General features: G+C 58.5%; 8 protein-coding genes. 3 read left to right on the top strand and 5 right to left on the bottom strand.

Going from position 1 to position 16,656, the window contains the following annotated elements:
• Positions 1-4: 4 nt before the first annotated feature.
• Together YA0848_RS25955 and pbpC are read left to right on the top strand one after the other, a co-directional pair.
• Entirely contained in the window at positions 5-5,821 is a 5,817-nt protein-coding gene (locus tag YA0848_RS25955) for an alpha-2-macroglobulin family protein (protein ID WP_184316022.1), read from the top strand.
• A complete protein-coding gene (gene pbpC / locus YA0848_RS25950) occupies positions 5,802-8,099 on the top strand; it encodes a penicillin-binding protein 1C (RefSeq protein ID WP_184316024.1) in 2,298 nt (765 codons plus the stop codon). Before YA0848_RS25955 ends, pbpC begins: the two co-directional genes overlap by 20 nt.
• A gap of 75 nt (positions 8,100-8,174) precedes the next feature.
• Here the strand turns inward: pbpC and glyA are convergent, their stop codons facing one another.
• From glyA to YA0848_RS25935, 3 genes are all read right to left on the bottom strand, one after another.
• Complete coding sequence (glyA, locus tag YA0848_RS25945) at positions 8,175-9,440, bottom strand: serine hydroxymethyltransferase (RefSeq protein ID WP_034101584.1); 1,266 nt, start codon at positions 9,438-9,440, stop codon at positions 8,175-8,177.
• Between the two features lie 76 nt (positions 9,441-9,516).
• Positions 9,517-10,422 (bottom strand): YggS family pyridoxal phosphate-dependent enzyme, encoded by a 906-nt coding sequence (locus YA0848_RS25940; RefSeq protein WP_232925186.1) that lies wholly within the window; start codon positions 10,420-10,422, stop codon positions 9,517-9,519.
• A complete protein-coding gene (locus YA0848_RS25935; protein ID WP_034101585.1) occupies positions 10,422-11,675 on the bottom strand; it encodes a benzoate/H(+) symporter BenE family transporter in 1,254 nt (417 codons plus the stop codon). The genes YA0848_RS25940 and YA0848_RS25935 overlap by 1 nt, the downstream gene beginning before the upstream one ends.
• Positions 11,676-11,906: 231 nt before the next feature.
• Between YA0848_RS25935 and pdxR the strand changes: the two genes are divergently transcribed.
• Positions 11,907-13,403 carry a MocR-like pyridoxine biosynthesis transcription factor PdxR gene (pdxR, locus tag YA0848_RS25930; RefSeq protein ID WP_034101586.1) on the top strand — a complete coding sequence of 499 codons (1,497 nt, stop codon included), beginning with the start codon at positions 11,907-11,909 and terminating at the stop codon, positions 13,401-13,403.
• Between the two features lie 814 nt (positions 13,404-14,217).
• On the opposite strand, the gene YA0848_RS25925 is transcribed toward pdxR, so the two are convergent.
• Both YA0848_RS25925 and YA0848_RS25920 read right to left on the bottom strand, forming a co-directional pair.
• Complete coding sequence (locus YA0848_RS25925) at positions 14,218-15,429, bottom strand: RES family NAD+ phosphorylase (protein WP_184316026.1); 1,212 nt, start codon at positions 15,427-15,429, stop codon at positions 14,218-14,220.
• A 293-nt stretch (positions 15,430-15,722) separates the two neighbouring features.
• A complete protein-coding gene (locus YA0848_RS25920; protein ID WP_184316028.1) occupies positions 15,723-16,613 on the bottom strand; it encodes an SIR2 family protein in 891 nt (296 codons plus the stop codon).
• Positions 16,614-16,656: the final 43 nt, after the last annotated feature.

Below are 16,656 nucleotides of genomic sequence, written 5' to 3'. Positions count from 1 at the left end.
CACCATGTTCGATTCGCTTAAAGCCATCAGCCGCCGTGTTGTGGGCGTGTTTCTGACTCTGGTGGGGGCCGTGTTTGGCCAGTGGCATCCGCCGCGCTGGCTGCGTGCTATTGGCCATGGCCTGGCGAATCTGGGCCACAGGGCGCGTGCTTATCCACGCCAAGCCGGTGCTGGGGTTTTGGGCCTGATGCTGCTGGCGGCCATGGGCTTTTATGGTTGGCAGTGGTATTCCAACCTGCCGCAGCCGCACACCGTGGGCTATTCACTGCACAAACCTAATTTGACCGACTACACACAGCCATCCCCCGTTGTGGATAACTTGCAGGTGCGTTTTGCCGAATCGGTGGCCCCGTTGCCGGCCATCGGCAAAACGGTGAGCGAAGGCATCAGCCTCAAACCTGCCGTGGCCGGCACCTGGCGCTGGGCCGATGACCACACCTTGTTGTTCGTACCGGAGAAAGACTGGCCTGTAGACGCGGGTTACACCCTGGACCTAGCCAAGAAAAACCTGCTGGCCGATGGCGTATTGCTCAGCCAATATAGCAGCCAGTTTTCCACCCAGCCCTTCCGCGCCACCTTGGCGCAAAACGAGCTGTATCAAGACCCGTCCAACCCGACGCTAAAACAGCTGGTAGCCACCTTCCATTTTTCCCACCCGGTAGATGAAGACAGCCTACGTAAGCGCGTGTCGGTCATCCTCGGCAAAGGCCTGGCGTACCGTGATGCGCAGCTGCCCAATCGCCCGGAAATCACCTTCGACGAGCACAAACTCAACGCCTATGTGCGCTCCGCCGCACTGGCCACGCCGCTGGAAAGCACGCCCGTCAGTGCCAAGTTGGATGAAGGCATCAAGGCCCGCGACGGTGGCAACGCCAGCACTGCACCGCTGGTAGCGGAAGTGACCGTGCCCGGGCGTTATCGCCTGACGTTTACCGGTGCCGAAGTAAGCTTTGTGGATAACGCACGCGGCGAGCCGGAGCCGGTGCTGATGTTCAGCAGTTCCAGCGCCGTAGCCGATGACACCATCGCCGGTAAGGTGCAGGCCTGGCTGTTGCCGGAAAAAGCCGAGGACGATACCCGTCCCTACACCACCGTCGACATCGACGATGCCCTGCTCGCCCGTAGCACCAAAGTCAGCCTCACCCACGTGCCCAGCGTGGAACCGCTGAACACCCTGCACGCGTTCAAGTTCAAGGCCCCGGCCGGCCGGGCCCTTTATGTGCGCGTACCCGCCAATTTGGAAGCTATCGGCGGCTACTTGGCGAAAAATCCCACGGCGTCCCTGATAAGCATGCCGGCGTATCCGCGCACGTTGCAGTTTCTGTCCGACGGCGCGTTGCTCAGCCTCAACGGCGAAAAGCGCTTGGGCTTCATGGCCCGTGGCGTGCCCGGCGCCCATGTGGAAATTGCGCGCCTGCTGCCTAATCAACTGCAGCACCTGGTGGACCAGAGCAGCGGCAGCTTCGCCCGCCCTAATTTTGGTAATGAGTACTTCGATCGCATGGTCGAGCGTCAGGCTCTGGACATTCCCCTGTCGTCCAATGACCCGGCCAAAACCGTCTACGACAATGTGGACCTGAGCCACTACCTCACCGCCAACGGCGGCCGGCGCGGTATTTTTGTACTTAAGCTCAGCCCCCAGGATGAACAGGCCGAACGCACCTTCGACTATGACCGCAGCGGCACCCGCGACCTGCGGTTTATCGTGGTGACCGACCTGGGCATCATCGCCAAACGTTCCAGCGATGGCAGCCACGATGTGTATGTGCAATCCATCGGCAACGGTTCTCCGGTGGCCGATGCGCAGGTCGACATCATTGGTCGCAACGGCCTGCCGGTCGCCAGTGGCCATTCGGATGCCGAAGGCCACGCGCATTTCGCCAAGCTCGATGAACTGCGCCGTGAGAAAACGCCGCTGATGTATGTGGTCACTCGCGGCAATGACCAGTCCTTCCTGCCCATTGCCCGTCAGTCCCAACAACTGGATTTATCGCGTTTTGATGTAGGCGGGTTGGAAGAAGACGGTGCGATCGATCGCCTCAGCGCTTACCTGTTCACCGACCGTGGCCTGTACCGGCCCGGCGAAACCGCGCACCTGGGCATGATCGTGCGCAGTGATAACTGGAAAGGCGCCCTGCAAGGCTTGCCGGTGGAACTGCAAATCACCGATCCACGCGGCCTGGAAGTGATCCGCCAGCCGCTGAAGCTGTCCGCCAGCGGTTTTGAGAGTTTTGATTTCCCCAGCAGCGAAGTCGCCCCCGCCGGGGATTACACCGCAACGCTGCAGCTGATCGGCCAGAAACAGACGCGCACCGACCTGGGCAGCGTCAACTTCAAGGTGCGTGACTTCGAACCGGACCGCATGAAAGTCAGCCTGAGCCTGCACGACACCCCGGTAGCGGGTTGGATTGCGCCGGACCAAGTGGTGGCCAAGGTCACTGCCATGCACCTGTTCGGCGCGCCGGCGGCGGACCGTCGCGTCACCGGCAAAATGTCCCTGAGCCCGACGCTCGCGGCCTTTGATCGCTACCCCGATTACCGCTTCCGTCTTAACGACTCTCTGGAAGACGCAAGCACCGAAGACCTCGCCGAAAGCACACTCGACGACAACGGCCAAGCCGTGCTCGACCTCAACCTGCAACGTTTCGCCAACAGCACTTACCGCCTGCAAGTGATGACCCAGGTGTATGAAGCCGAGGGCGGTCGCAATGTGGCAGCGCAGAGTGCCTTGCTGGTGTCGTCCGCGCCCTACCTGGTGGGTGTGAAAAGTCAGGATTCGCTGTCGTACGTCGCCAAGGATGCGCCGCGCCAGGTGCAATGGCTGGCGGTGGCACCGGACCTCACGCCGCTGGCGGTGGATGGCCTGACCAGCGAAGTGGTCGAGCACCGCTATGTCTCGGTGCTGGTGAAACAATCCAACGGTACCTACAAGTACGAGTCGCGCATCAAGAACATCAGCCAGCCGGCCTCACCGCTGGCGATGACCAAGGACGGCGCCACACAGACGTTGAACACCGCGACACCGGGCGACTTCACCCTGCAAGTCAAGGACGCCAACGGCAACCTGCTCAACCAGATCGACTACAGCGTCGCTGGCCATGGCAATACCTCACGCTCTCTGGAGCGCAACGCCGAACTGCAATTGCGCCTGGATAAACGCAGCTATGCCACCGGTGACGAGATCGCTATCAGCCTGCGGGCGCCGTACACCGGGGCGGGTCTGATCACCATCGAACGCGACAAGGTCTACACCCAGCAGTGGTTCAAGGCCGACAGCACCACCAGCGTGCAACATGTCCGCGTGCCTGCGGGCCTCGAGGGCAATGCCTACGTTAACGTGCAGTTCGTACGCGATATGGGCTCGCCGGAGGTGTACATGAGCCCGTTGTCCTACGGGGTGGTGCCGTTCAGCATCAACCTGGATGCACGGCGCATGGCGTTGAAAGTGGAAGGCCCAGCGAAGATCGAGCCGGGGCAGACATTGGACATCAAAGTCAGCACCGATCGGCCGGGCCGTGCAGTGGTGTACGCGGTGGACGAAGGCATCTTGCAGGTGGCGCGCTATCAGACGCCGGACCCGCTGGGGTTCTTCTTCCAGAAGCGCGCGTTGGAGGTCGGCACCAGTCAGATCCTTGACCTTATCCTGCCGGAATTCAGCCGCCTGCTCAGTGGCGCGGCGCCCGGTGGCGATACGGAAGGCGCCCTGGCCAATCATCTCAACCCGTTCAAGCGCAAACACCAGCCACCAGTGGCCTGGTGGTCCGGCCTGGTGGATTTGCCGGCCGGTGAAACCATGCTGCACTACCAGGTGCCGGACAGCTTCAACGGTAAGTTGCACCTGTTCGCGGTAGCGGTGGACAGCGACAGCGTTGGCGTCAGCGAAGCCAACACCGAAGTGCGCGGCCCCATCGTGATCACGCCAAACGTACCCGCCTTCGTGGCGCCGGGTGACGTGTTCAATGTCAGCGCCGGGGTGTTCAGCAATCTCGACGCGGCGGCGGACGTGAAGTTTGAACTGCAAACCAGCACCGGTCTGGTGGTACAGGGTGACAAGGGCAGCACGTTGTCCTTGCAACCGCGCAAGGAAGGCACCGCCGAATTCAAGATCAAGGTCGGCGAAACCCTGGGTTCGGCAGACCTGCGCTTTGTCGCGGTGCTGCCGGACGGCAAACGTATTCAAGTGGCCGAAACCACGTCGGTCCGTCCTCTGAGCGAGCATCGCGTGGCCCTGAGCCTGGGTCGCTTCGACAGCGCCAGCAAAGAACTGAAACCGACCCGCGAACTGTTCGGCCAACTGCGCGACGTGCAACTGGGCGTGGCTGCTTCGCCGCTGGTATGGGCCAACGGCCTCAAGCATTACTTGGATGACTACGGCTATGCCTGCACCGAGCAATTGGTGTCCAAGGCCATGCCGGCGTTGATTTGGGGCCGCACGGCACCGGAGGCTGAGCAAGCCTTCGGCAGTGCGGTACGCATGCTGCGCCAGCGCCAGAACCAGGCCGGTGGCTTCGGTTTGTGGGCTGCCAACCCCGACGTGGCGCCGTACGCCAGCCTATACGCCACCGACTTCCTGATCGAAGCCAAGGAGCGCGGGCTGCCGGTACCGGAAGACCTGTTGGTTCGCTCGAATGCTTATCTGACAGACCTGGCCAATGGTCCTAGCGAGGGCCTGTCGGAATTGCGCAATCGCGCCTACGCCAGTTACCTCTTGAGCCGTCAGGGGATTCTGGTCAGCGGCGCCTTGAGCGATATCCGCGAACGTTACGAAAGCTACTTCAAAGACACCTGGCAGAACGACCTGGGCGCAGCTTACTTGGCCGCCAGCTACAAGTTGCTCAAACAGGATCGTCAGGCCGATGCCTTGTTCCGCAAAATCCCATGGCGCGCCCTTGTGGATAAGTGGGACAGCGACGGCCTTTATTACGACCCGCTGGTACACGATGCTGAACACCTGCACCTGCTGGCCCGGCACTTCCCGCAAATGCTGGACGACGTACCGACAGCGTTGCTGGATAAACTCGGCAAGCGCCTCAACGAACAGCGCTACAACTCGCTGTCGGCCGCCCTGCTGCTGCGCGCCTTGGACAACTACGGCCAGCGGGCGCAAAGCGACATGACCCTCAAGGCCAGCGCCTGGTTGAGCGACAAGCAGCAACAACTGTTGGAGATGGCCGGCCAGCCGCCGCGGGCTGCCGTGCCGGCGGCCACGAAGAAGCTGGTGATGGAGAAGTCTGACGGCCCGGCGGCGTTTTACATGCTCAGCGAAGCCGGTTTCGACAAGGGTGCCAAGCTCAAGCCAATCAACAATGGCCTGGAAATCATCCACGAGTACCTCGATCTCAAGGGCGAGCCCGTAAGCAAGGTGGCCGTGGGCGATGAATTCTTGGTGCGCCTGCGTCTGCGTGCCACTGACCGTGACCAAGTGCAGCAAGTGGCGGTGGTCGATCTGCTGCCTGGCGGCGTCGAGCCTGTGTATAACTTGCCGCCGGAGCCGGAATCGGCGAGCACTGAGGAAAGTGAAGGCGAAGGTGACGACGCCGAGTACGTCGAAACCAGTGAAGACAGCCAAGAGGCGGACACGTGGCAAGCCCCCATCGGCGAAACCGAGCTGAGTAACTGGCAGCCGGATTATGTGGACGTACGCGATGATCGAGTGGTGTTGTACGGCACTGCGCTGCGTGACGCAGGCACCTTCGTGTACCGCGTGCGCGCCACCAACGCGGGGACCTTCAATACCCCGCCGGCCTACGCCGAAGGCATGTACGAAACCACCCTGCAAGGGCGCGGCAAAGTAGGCCAGCTTGAAATTACCAAGCCTTAAGCGCCTGACGCCGCTGCTCGCAGCGGCGGTGGTGCTGGCGGGGCTGCGCCTGTGGCCCCATGCCCCGCTGGAACAGGCCGTCACCTCATCGCGGGTGGTGCTGGCCGACGACGGCGTGCTACTGCGCATGACCTTGGCGGATGACGGCCAATACCGTCTATGGCTACCGCTGGAGCGGATATCGCCTTCATTGATCGAAGCCTTATTGCTCAAGGAGGATCGCAACTTCTACTGGCACCCGGGGATCAATCCCCCGGCATTGCTGCGCGCGGCCCTTGCTACCTACAGTGGCGGCCAGCGCCAGGGTGGGTCGACCCTGAGCATGCAACTGGCGCGGCGCCTGTGGGACCTGAACACTCGCCAGGTACCGGGCAAGTTGCAGCAGATGGCCTTGGCGCTGTGGCTGGAGGCGCGCTACAGCAAGCACGACATCCTTGAGGCCTACCTCAACCTGGCGCCCATGGGCGGCAATATCGAGGGGGCCGAGGCGGCCAGTCGTATCTACTTCGGTAAATCGGCGGCGCAGTTGTCACTATCCGAAGCGCTGGCGCTGGCGGTGATTCCGCAGCAACCGGGGCGGCGTGCGCGTTTCGGGCCGCCGCTACAAAACGCACGGCTGCGCTTGATGGCCGACTGGCGCGAGACTTATCCACAAGACCCGCGCAACGACAGTCTGCTCGACCTGCCGCTGGAGGCGCGCAATCGCCAGCAGATCCCGTTTCTGGCGCCGCACCTGAGCGAACAGCTGCTGGCCTCCGAGACCGGCACGCACATCAACAGCACCCTCAACCTGCCGCTCCAGCAATTGCTGGAACGTCTGATCAGCGGTTTTATCGCCGAGCGCCGCAGCACCGGCGTGGAAAACGCCACGGCCATCCTGATCGACAGCCGCGACCAGAGCGTCAAGGCGCTGGTGGGCTCGGCGGATTACTTATCCACAGGCATCCACGGCCAGGTCAATGGCGTGTTGTCGCGACGCTCGCCGGGGTCGACGCTCAAGCCGTTTCTATACGGGCTGGCGCTGGACCAAGGGATTATCCATCCCATGAGTATCCTCAAGGATTTGCCCAGTAACTTCGGCTACTTCCAGCCGGAAAATTTCGACGGCAGTTTTGTCGGCCCGCTGACGGCGCGGGATGCTTTGATCCGTAGTCGCAATATCCCGGCGGTGTGGCTGGCCAGCCAGGTCAAGTCGCCGTCGTTGTATGGTTTGCTGCAACGCGCCGGCATCAAAGGCCTGCGCGATGAGAGCCATTACGGCCTGGCCCTCGCCCTTGGCGGCGGCGAAATGACTCCGGAAGAGTTGGCGCGGCTGTACGTGATGCTAGCGGGCGACGGGCATCTGCGGGCGTTGCGCTATGTGCAGGAACAAGCGCCATCCACAGGGGCGCAATTGCTCACCCCTCAGGCCGCCTTCATGGTGCGCGATATGCTGCGCCGCAACCCGCGTCCGGATGGCCTGCCCGCGCGCCATTGGCGCACCGCATGGAAAACCGGCACGTCCTGGGGCTTTCATGATGCGTGGAGCGCCGGCCTGGTGGGTCCGTATGTGTTGGTGGTGTGGGTAGGTAACTTCGACGGTCGCCCGAACCCGGCGTTTATCGGCGCCAAGACCGCCGCGCCGCTGTTCTTCCGTATCGCCGACGCCTTGCCCCTGGCCTTGCCCAACGTGGTGATCAAACCCGACAAACCGCCCGCCGGGCTGGTACGCATCGACGTCTGCGCCGCCTCCGGCGAACTGCCCAACCGCTGGTGCCCGCAAACCCGCAAGACCTGGTACATCCCAGGCGTCTCACCGATTCGCGTGTCCAACCTGCACCGCCCGGTACTTATCGACACTCGCACCGGCAAAGCCGCTTGCCCACCGTTCGAGGCGCAATACACCCGCGAGGAAGTCTTCGAATTCTGGCCCAGCGACGTACAACGCCTGTACCGCGCCGCCGGCCTGCCGCGCCGCACACCGCCCAACGTGATGAAGAACTGCCAGCCCAACCGCATCAGCGACCAGAGCGAAGCGCCGCAGATTCGTTCGCCGTTGACCCAAGTGAGTTACCAACTGCGCCTGTCCCAGCCCCAGGAAAGCATCCCGCTGAACGCGAACGCGGCCAGCGACGCGGTGACCCTGTACTGGTTTGCTGACCAAACGTTGATCGGCCAGGGCCCGCCACAGGCCACGCTGAATTGGCGACCGGGAAAGTCGGGGGATTATCGGTTGCGGGTCAGTGACGATCAGGGCCGCAGTGCGAGTCGGGGCTTGCGGGTGGAGTTTGTGCCTTAGGCATGGCAGAGGGGATCGCCTGATAAAACAGCCGCACACCCGGCCACCACCCGATAGACAGTGGCCGGGCCTGACTCAGCGGTAGACCGGAAAACGACGACACAGCGCCACAACCTGTTCGCGCACGTGGTGTCCGACCTCGGCGCTGCCTCCGTTTTCCAGGGCATCCAGTACGTCGCACAACCAGCCGGCCACTTGCTCGCAGGCTTCCACATCAAACCCACGAGTGGTCACCGCCGGGGTACCGATACGAAGGCCGGATGTTACAAACGGTGAACGCGGGTCATTCGGCACCGAGTTTTTGTTGGCGGTGATATAGGCACTGCTCAGGGCCGCGTCGGCATCCTTGCCGGTGTAGGGTTTGTCGGAGAGGTCGATCAGCATCATGTGGTTGTCGGTGCCGCCCGAAACGATCTTGTACCCGCGCTTTTGCAACACCCCAGCCATGGCCCGGGCGTTAGCGACTACTTGGGTCTGGTAGAGGCTGAATTCCGGCGCAAGCGCTTCCTTGAAGGCCACGGCCTTCGCCGCGATCTGGTGCATCAGCGGCCCGCCCTGCACCCCGGGAAACACTGCAGAATCGAGCTTTTTGTAAAAGGCTTCATCCTGCCCTTTGGACAAAATCAAACCGCCCCGTGGTCCGCGCAGGGTTTTGTGCGTAGTGCTGGTGACCACATGCGCATGGGGAAGCGGGTCCGGGTATTCGCCCGCGGCGACCAGCCCGGCGACGTGGGCCATATCGACCCAGAAGATAGCCCCGACCTTGTCGGCAATGCTGCGCATGCATGCCCAGTCCTTGTACCGCGAATACGCGGAAAAGCCGCCGATCAACATTTTGGGGCGTGTCTGCAGTGCGATTCGCTCCATCTCGTCATAGTCGAGAAAGCCGGTTTTCGGGTCCAGTCCGTAAGGCACGATGGTGTAGTGACGCCCCGAAAAGTTGGCCGGGTTGCCGTGGGTAAGGTGACCGCCCTGGGCCAAGTTCATGCCCATCACCGTATCACCGGGGTTGATCAGTGCGAGGAAGACCGCCGCGTTGGCCTGGGCGCCCGCATGGGGTTGCACGTTGGCGTAGTCGCAGTCGAACAGGGCCTTGACCCGCTCGATGGCCAACCGTTCGGCCACATCGACGTATTCGCAGCCGCTGTAATAGCGCTTGCCGGGGTAGCCTTCGGCGTACTTGTTGGTGAGCACTGTGCTCTGGGTTTTCATCACCAGTGGGCTGGCGTAGTTTTCCGAGGCGATCAGCTCGATATGGTCTTCCTGGCGATGCTCTTCGTTGTGAATCGATTCATACAGCTCAGGATCGAAAGCGTTGAGGGTCAGCGTCGAGTCGTACATATGCAGAGTGTCCTTGGTCGAGAATTCAAGCGGCGGGTGACAGCAGGCGTGTAATGCGTGCGGCGATGTCCAACATTTACGGCCGGGCCACCTGCCGGGCGTTGGCATGCAGACGGGCCAGTTTGAGCGCAGCTTCGCTGGCCTCCGTTCCGGAGTTGCAGAGCGCGTTGCATGCCCGAGAGCTGGCATCGGCGGTCGGCCAGTAGTACGCATCCGGCATGGCTCGGGCGCCGAAGATCGCCTGTCCGACGCGCACCACGGTCGCGCCCTCTTCAATGGCGATTTCAAAGTCACCCGACATCCCCATCGACAGCTCTTGCAGCGACACCCCATCAGGGGCGCATTGGCGCAAGCGGTCGCGCAATTCACGCAGCCGGACGAAGCATGGGCGCCCCCGCACCGCGTCGGCCGAGAACAGCGCCAGTGTCATCAATCCGCGAACCCGCAGTGTCGGAAACGCGGGCATGGTCTCGAGAAAAGCCGCCACGTCATCGGGCGCCAGCCCGTACTTGCTGGCTTCGCCGGAAGTATTGACCTGGACGAACACATTCATTTGCCGACCTTCGATGCGCAGGCGACGGTCCAGCGCCTCGGCCACCCGCAGGCTGTCCAGGGCCTGGAACTCGCTGGCAAAGCGTGCGACCTGCTTGGCCTTATTGGTCTGCAAATGGCCGATCACCGACCATTGCAAGTCTTGCAGGTCGCTCATGGCTTCCCACTTGCGCTGTGCTTCCTGCACCTTGTTTTCGCCCAACAGGCGGCAACCGGCGGCATAGGCCAGGCGCAAATGAGCTTCATCAAAGGTTTTGCTGACCGGCAGCACGCGCACCTCGGCCGGGTCCCGTCCTACCCGACGGCACGCCTCGACAATGCGTTGCTGCACGGCGGCCAGGTTGCGGCGAAAGTCTTCGACACTGTCGGCCTGTGGATAACGACCATGATGCGCATGCAGGACGTTGAGGTCTTCGGTTTGATCAGGCATCAGTTGGCTACTCCTTCGGTGGGCGCTGCAACCGGTTCGGCCTGTGGGACAGCAACCTTTTCACGACGTGGTAACTGCCCATTGAGCACGGCATAGGCCGCCAGACCGATGACCAGTCCCCAGAACGCGCCGCCGATGCCCAGCAGAGTGATATTGGCCGCGCAGGCAAGAAACGTGATCAGCGACGCTTCCCGCGATTTCACGTCCGCCATGGCATTGGCCAGGCTCGCGCCGAGGGTGCCCAACAGGGCCAGCCCGGCCAGGGTGGTGATAAAGGGCGCCGGGAAGGCCATGAACACCGCTGCCAAGGTCACGCCGAAAATCCCCACCAGGATGTAGAAGATGCCCGCGGCCACGCCTGCGATCCAGCGCTTGGACGGATCTTCAGAGGCTTCCTTGCCGGTGCAGATGGCGGCGGTAATGGCCGCGATATTTAAGGCATGGGAACCGAACGGCGCCATCAGCAAAGAACCCAGCCCGGTCACGCTGAGGATGGGGTTGGCACTGGTGTGGAACCCGTCATTGCGCAGCACCAGCATGCCCGGCATGTACTGCCCCGTGAGGGTGATCAGAAACAGCGGCAACGCCACGCTCAACAACGCATTGACCGAGAACTCGGGGGGCGTGAACACCGGTGTCGCAAACTCCAGCGCCAGTCCCGTGAAATCCACGCGTCCCTGCATCAGCAGAAAGCCAAGCCCCAGCACCAGAATGCCGACCACCGCATAGCGCGCACTCAAGCGCTTGAACACGATATAGGCGCCGATCAACACCCCGACCAATAACGGGTCGATACTCATGCTGGCGAACGCACCGATGCCGAACTGCAACAGGATGCCGCCCAACAAGCCCGCTGCCACACCGGGCGGGATCAACCGAACGGCTTTTTCAAAGTAGCCGGACACGCCCAGCAGCACGAACGCTGCCGCCGAAATCATGTAAGCGCCGATGGCCTCGGCATAAGGCGTGGTCGCCAGAGCGACGATCAAAAAAGCCGCCGCCGGGGTCGACCAGGCGGTGATGATCGGCTCGCGGCTCACCCAACTGAGGAACAGCCCGGTCACCCCTACCCCGATCGACACCGACCACACCCATGATGCCGTCAATTCAGGGCTGAGCCCTGCGACCTTGGCGGCCTGAAACACCAGGATGAAGGTGCCGCCGTAATTGACGATCACCGAAATCAACCCAGCAACCACCGGGTGCAGCAGGTCCCGCAGACGCAGGGACGAGAGGGGTTCAGTAGGTGACATAGGTCTTGGCTCCTTGCTGGATGATGAATCCGGCCGCTGGTAAGCGGTCATTTATAGCCGTTGAGTGGCTGGTTTACCCCTACGCTTTAAGACAGCAGACCAGACCACTTTGAATGCTCGGCTCGGTCATGCGCGCCATCTCCGAGGTAAAGCCCTGGGTTGGCGAGGGCCAGAGTCTACGGATAGACTGGCCTGCTTTACCTGCCATTTCATGGAAAGAGAGCAGACCACATGGCAAAGACCTTCGAGTTGGAAACGCTGAGGATGCGCCTCAACGATGCCGAGTTTCAGCTGCTGGATCTGCACCAGCGCATCCAGCGCGCATTACGTGCGCTGATTCTCGACGGCGCCCTCGGCCCCGGCTTGAAATTGCCCGCTACACGGGTGCTGTCCAAGTCACTGGGCTGCGCCCGCGACACCGTTGAGAACGCTTATGTGCAGTTGCATCGGGACGGGTTTATCGTGCGCCGCGAAGGCGCCGGCAGTTATGTCTGCGACACAGTGGGCGCTGAATTGCGTGGTGCTGGCCGCCGACGCCTCAGGGCTCAGGAAGCCAAGAGCAGCGTCGCCGCACCGGGCGCCGAACTCAGCCAACGCGGGCGGATGATCTTCGACACCGGCGGCGTGCGCGATCAGCAAGTCATCAAGGCATTCGCCACCGGTCTGCCGGAAACCCGCAGCTTCCCGACGGATGTCTGGGAGCGTTTGCAGCGCCAGGTCATGAAGGACTATCGCGCGAGCGTGCTGCTGCATGGCGATCCACAAGGGGCCGAGCCCTTGCGCAAAGCGATTGCCACCTACCTGAACCTCGAACGCGGCGCCAAGTGCACCCCCGACCAGGTGCTGGTACTGAGCAGTACGCGTCAGGCGCTGTATCTGTGCGCGCAATTGCTGGTGGACGCCGGCAAGCCGATCCTGCTGGAAAACCCTGGCTATTACGGCGCGCGCAAGGCTTTCGAAATCGCCGAAACCAAGGTGCTGCCGATTGATGTCGATGAACGGGGCATCCGTACCGACCTGCTATACGCCGACCGTAGCGGCGCCAATTGCGTGTATGTCACGCCCTCGCACCAGTACCCCACCGGTGCTACGTTGCCGCTGGAGCGGCGTCTTGAGTTAATCAATTGGGCGGCGCAAAAAGGCAAATGGATCATCGAGGATGACTACGACAGCGAGTTCCATTACGACGGGCAACCCACGGCATGCGTGCAGGGCCTGGACAAGTATCAGCGCACGCTCTACATCGGCACGTTCAGCAAGACCCTCTACCCCGGCCTGCGCATGGGGTACATGGTGCTGCCCTCCGAGCTGGTCAAGCCCTTTGCCTATGCGCGCAGCATGATGGATGGCCACACGCCGCAAACACTGCAACTGACGCTCGCGCGCTTTATGGAGGACGGCCATTACAACGCGCATGTCCGGGCCATGCGCAAGCTGTATGCCGGACGCCGGTCGATCATGTACGACGCCATCGACAAGTACTTGAGCACGGTGGTCACCGCCGAATTGCCACCGGGCGGGTTGCAAATCCCCTGCTTGCTGAAAGCCGGATGGTCCGAGGAAAAAACCATCCGTCAAGCCGCCACTGCCGGCGTGCAACTGTCCGGCCTCAGTGGCTTATACGCGGGCGAACCGAAACAACAGGGCTGGCTGCTGGGCTACTCCTCCCTGACTGCGTATGAAATCGAAGCAGCTATGTTGCGCCTGGCCAACGCCCTGAAAATCTAATGGCCCAGCGCATACTTCATCAGCAACTGCTCGGCCTGGACAGCCATCCTGTGACGAAACAATAAAGATTGTCACAGCACCCTGCTTAATCCGAAGCCTGTAGGGCATTACTCAAATAACACTTTGCAAATAAAGCTTGTCACAAATCTTCAAATTTCCAAATAAATGGTTCAGCTGCAAACAATAAAGATTGTCACAGATGTTGACGCGACGCCGACCTACGTACTTGTGTAAGGCTTGCTCGTCAGATAGAAGCGTCGGATGGCCGTTTAGGTGCAGCCTTCAGCGGGACAAAGGCTGGTAGCGACGTTGGTGCGGGCTGGCCTCGACAGAGCGGCATTGTTGAGGCCGATACCGAATCGAACTATATGCCGACGCAAGACTGACCCACCTCCAAATAGGCAAAAACCCGCCATAGTCAATAGTTCTCGACGAATCAGACTAGGTCAGTGAAATCTCGGCAACTGGGTCAATTCAACATCGGCGCCAACAACATCTGCCTAGAACGCACAGCCAGCGCCAGATTGCTGCTTGTCGCGCCAAAGAATTTTACCAAGGCCTATGGCAGATCGAACCGGCCCTCATAGGCAGAGTGCGTTCCTGCTCCGTTCGACACTATCACTCGGATGTTGTTAAACCAAAAAGCGCTGCCAGATAGCGCTAGCCAAATTTTATAACGCTATTCAACGGAGCTTTGTCAACAATGGGCAAGGAGAAAATATTACTTTAATTGAACATGTTAAGCCATAATCTTTTCCGTGCCGGAGCGTGAACTTCTCCACAGAACTTTCTGGAGTCAGAAGATCAAAGTGCATTATCTCTTTTTGGCTATACTATGCAAAAGCGTTGAAAGTGGACTATCTTCATCATGCTGGTACTCAAACTTATCATAACTTTCACCAATTACTGGCATGCTCTTCACATCATACCGCAGAGAGGAAATCTCATAAACAGCTTCACTGCCAGCAATGGGAATGAAAGCGTCAGCAACAAAACAAGTTAAATTTACCCCCTCCCCGACACTGCTTTTATATGTCAAGCCATCAAATCCTTCAAGCCGCAGAGCATCACCAAATAGCTGAGTAAGGCTGTAAAGATACCGATGCTCAGGCAGTACTGGCACATTCAATATATCAGCAATAGACAGTATTTCCCTCAACTGCTCAAGCTTGCTATCACTAAGAAAATTACGCACATCAAAACTTGAAAAATTTGCGATCTTAAGGTCGCGAACGGAACGAAATTTTGAAATTGAAACAAGATGCCCAGGATTTGGGCGAAGTTCAGACACAGCAGTATTGGAGTCAGACGCCAAGTACAAAATCGAAACTCTAGTGCGATTGAATCGTCCTTCAGTTGCCAGATGCAACGGTGGGCGATCAATATCCGTTGATTGGTAAGCCTGATACTTATATTCTGGCGGATAGCCAGGTTCTATAAAAACAGGGGAAAGCCGCGAGCGAACACCAACACGACCTCGAAAATATTCTGCTCCTGCGGGAATAGTCTGAACAAGGTAAGAAGAAAGAGTCTTGATCTTCTCTCTTACTGCTGGCTCTACTTCAAAATAGTTATTTTGCAATGCCTTATTTACCAGTCCATTCACAAAACCACTATGATTTCCACGTATCGCATCAAGAATACTACCATTCCAATAGCCGCCTCCTAGAGTAATATCTTCTTCAGACTCTGGATACCATCCTAGATCCTGCTCAATTGCTCCCCAAACTTCATCAGGAAGAGGGCATTTAAGATTTTTGTCAAAACTAAATACCACTTCATTCTTAGATATCAGGCTGTAGAGCGAACTTCCTCCAATATGATCATTGTAATGCCATTCGGAATAATTGACTCTAATTAGAGCTCTAACTATTTGCTTGACCCTTCTATCCTCTGCACTAAGGGTTCGGACACATTTTCTCTTACAAGTCGGGCAAATTTTAGCAGGGACGCCCCTCTCTTGAATCTCTAATCTCAATTCGTTATCACTAGCACAAAGCTCACAGATGTGCGTCTTGTCGACCATTTGGGTATCTCTTAAGAATCTATTAATCTAGGGCCACGCAAAAAAAGTCTACGCTATAAACAGTGGCGCAATGACGCCAACATATGCACGCAATAGAAAAGCCTAGTTTGCGCGGACAATGCAAAAATCAAGAACATTCAGTACGTTAGGGCTCTTATAAAGACCCTGCATCATTACCATCCCCCCCTCGACCGATCTCGTCAGCATATCTCTGTTAGAGACCGGGTGGTAATCGATAGTAATCTAATTCGATACTTAATAGTTGACCCTAAGGAAGTTGGTGCCCATGATTACTATGCCGCTCGCACCGAGACCGATAAAGGAAGCATTTTTTCAATGGTGGCCCTATACATACTCTTATAATCGCCACTACTAATCTCTGCGAGTACAAAATTAACACCAAAGGACTCCAGCAAACCTTTCTTCTCATTATCCAAGTAGTTTGAGTAGAAATATATTTCATTTTTTACAAGCTTTTCGGCAGCGAACCGAGCTCTTTTATTTAAAAGCCACCATAGATCTGTCTCGCTATAATCCATGCCGAAACCGATCATATGAACATCTGAGGAAAAAAATAAATCTACCCAAGAGGCGTGACAGAACTCCTGATCCCTCAGCTTATCTCTCATTGGCGCAACTTGGACCGGTTTCCCGTCAACAAAGTGCTTGTACGTTCCTTTGACATACGAATCTATTTTGCTTAAGGACCCGCAGTAGTGATCTAAGCCAAGCATAATTGACTTGGGGTTATCAATCTCCCCATGAATATTCCAAAGTTGTTTTACGTCATCACCAATCTTATATCTACGTTTCCTTCGCAAGCTGTAGATGTCTTCAGTGCTTAATATTTCCGGCAGGACACCGAGCGCCTTTTCGAAAGCATAGTCATAATTTGTCGTAAGATAGTTTTCAAAATTCATATTCGCTAGCAATTCGAAAATTTCATTCGACTCCTGCTCCGCGAGAGAGTTAGCGATTTTTATTTTTAGATCCAATTCATCGAATTTATCTTTCTCGTCCGCCTTGTGCATCCCCATAAAGATTCTTTCATACACCATGGTATATGGCAGTCGACCGTTATCAAAACCATTCGAACCCTTTAGTTCATCCAGTAAGTCGTCCCAACTAACGGCATTACTTGAAAGTCTGTTTAGACCATTCCCATAAAGAACTGTATTAGTCATTCCCAACCCTCATATTTACTAAGCTTAAGCCTGAGGAGTTCTA

The sequence above is a fragment of the Pseudomonas sp. S4_EA_1b genome (genome assembly GCF_016307435.1).
GTDB classification, from domain to species: Bacteria; Pseudomonadota; Gammaproteobacteria; order Pseudomonadales; family Pseudomonadaceae; genus Aquipseudomonas; species Aquipseudomonas rhodesiae.
This window is presented reverse-complemented; position numbering and strand designations above follow the sequence as displayed.

Coding starts and splice junctions, on each gene's coding strand:
- YA0848_RS25955 (WP_184316022.1), top strand. CDS start 5: ATGTTCGATTCGCTTAAAGCCATCAGCCGCCGTGTTGTGGGCGTGTTT.
- YA0848_RS25925 (WP_184316026.1), bottom strand. CDS start 15,429: ATGGTCGACAAGACGCACATCTGTGAGCTTTGTGCTAGTGATAACGAA.
- glyA (WP_034101584.1), bottom strand. CDS start 9,440: ATGTACGACTCGACGCTGACCCTCAACGCTTTCGATCCTGAGCTGTAT.
- YA0848_RS25935 (WP_034101585.1), bottom strand. CDS start 11,675: ATGTCACCTACTGAACCCCTCTCGTCCCTGCGTCTGCGGGACCTGCTG.
- pdxR (WP_034101586.1), top strand. CDS start 11,907: ATGGCAAAGACCTTCGAGTTGGAAACGCTGAGGATGCGCCTCAACGAT.
- YA0848_RS25920 (WP_184316028.1), bottom strand. CDS start 16,613: ATGACTAATACAGTTCTTTATGGGAATGGTCTAAACAGACTTTCAAGT.
- YA0848_RS25940 (WP_232925186.1), bottom strand. CDS start 10,422: ATGCCTGATCAAACCGAAGACCTCAACGTCCTGCATGCGCATCATGGT.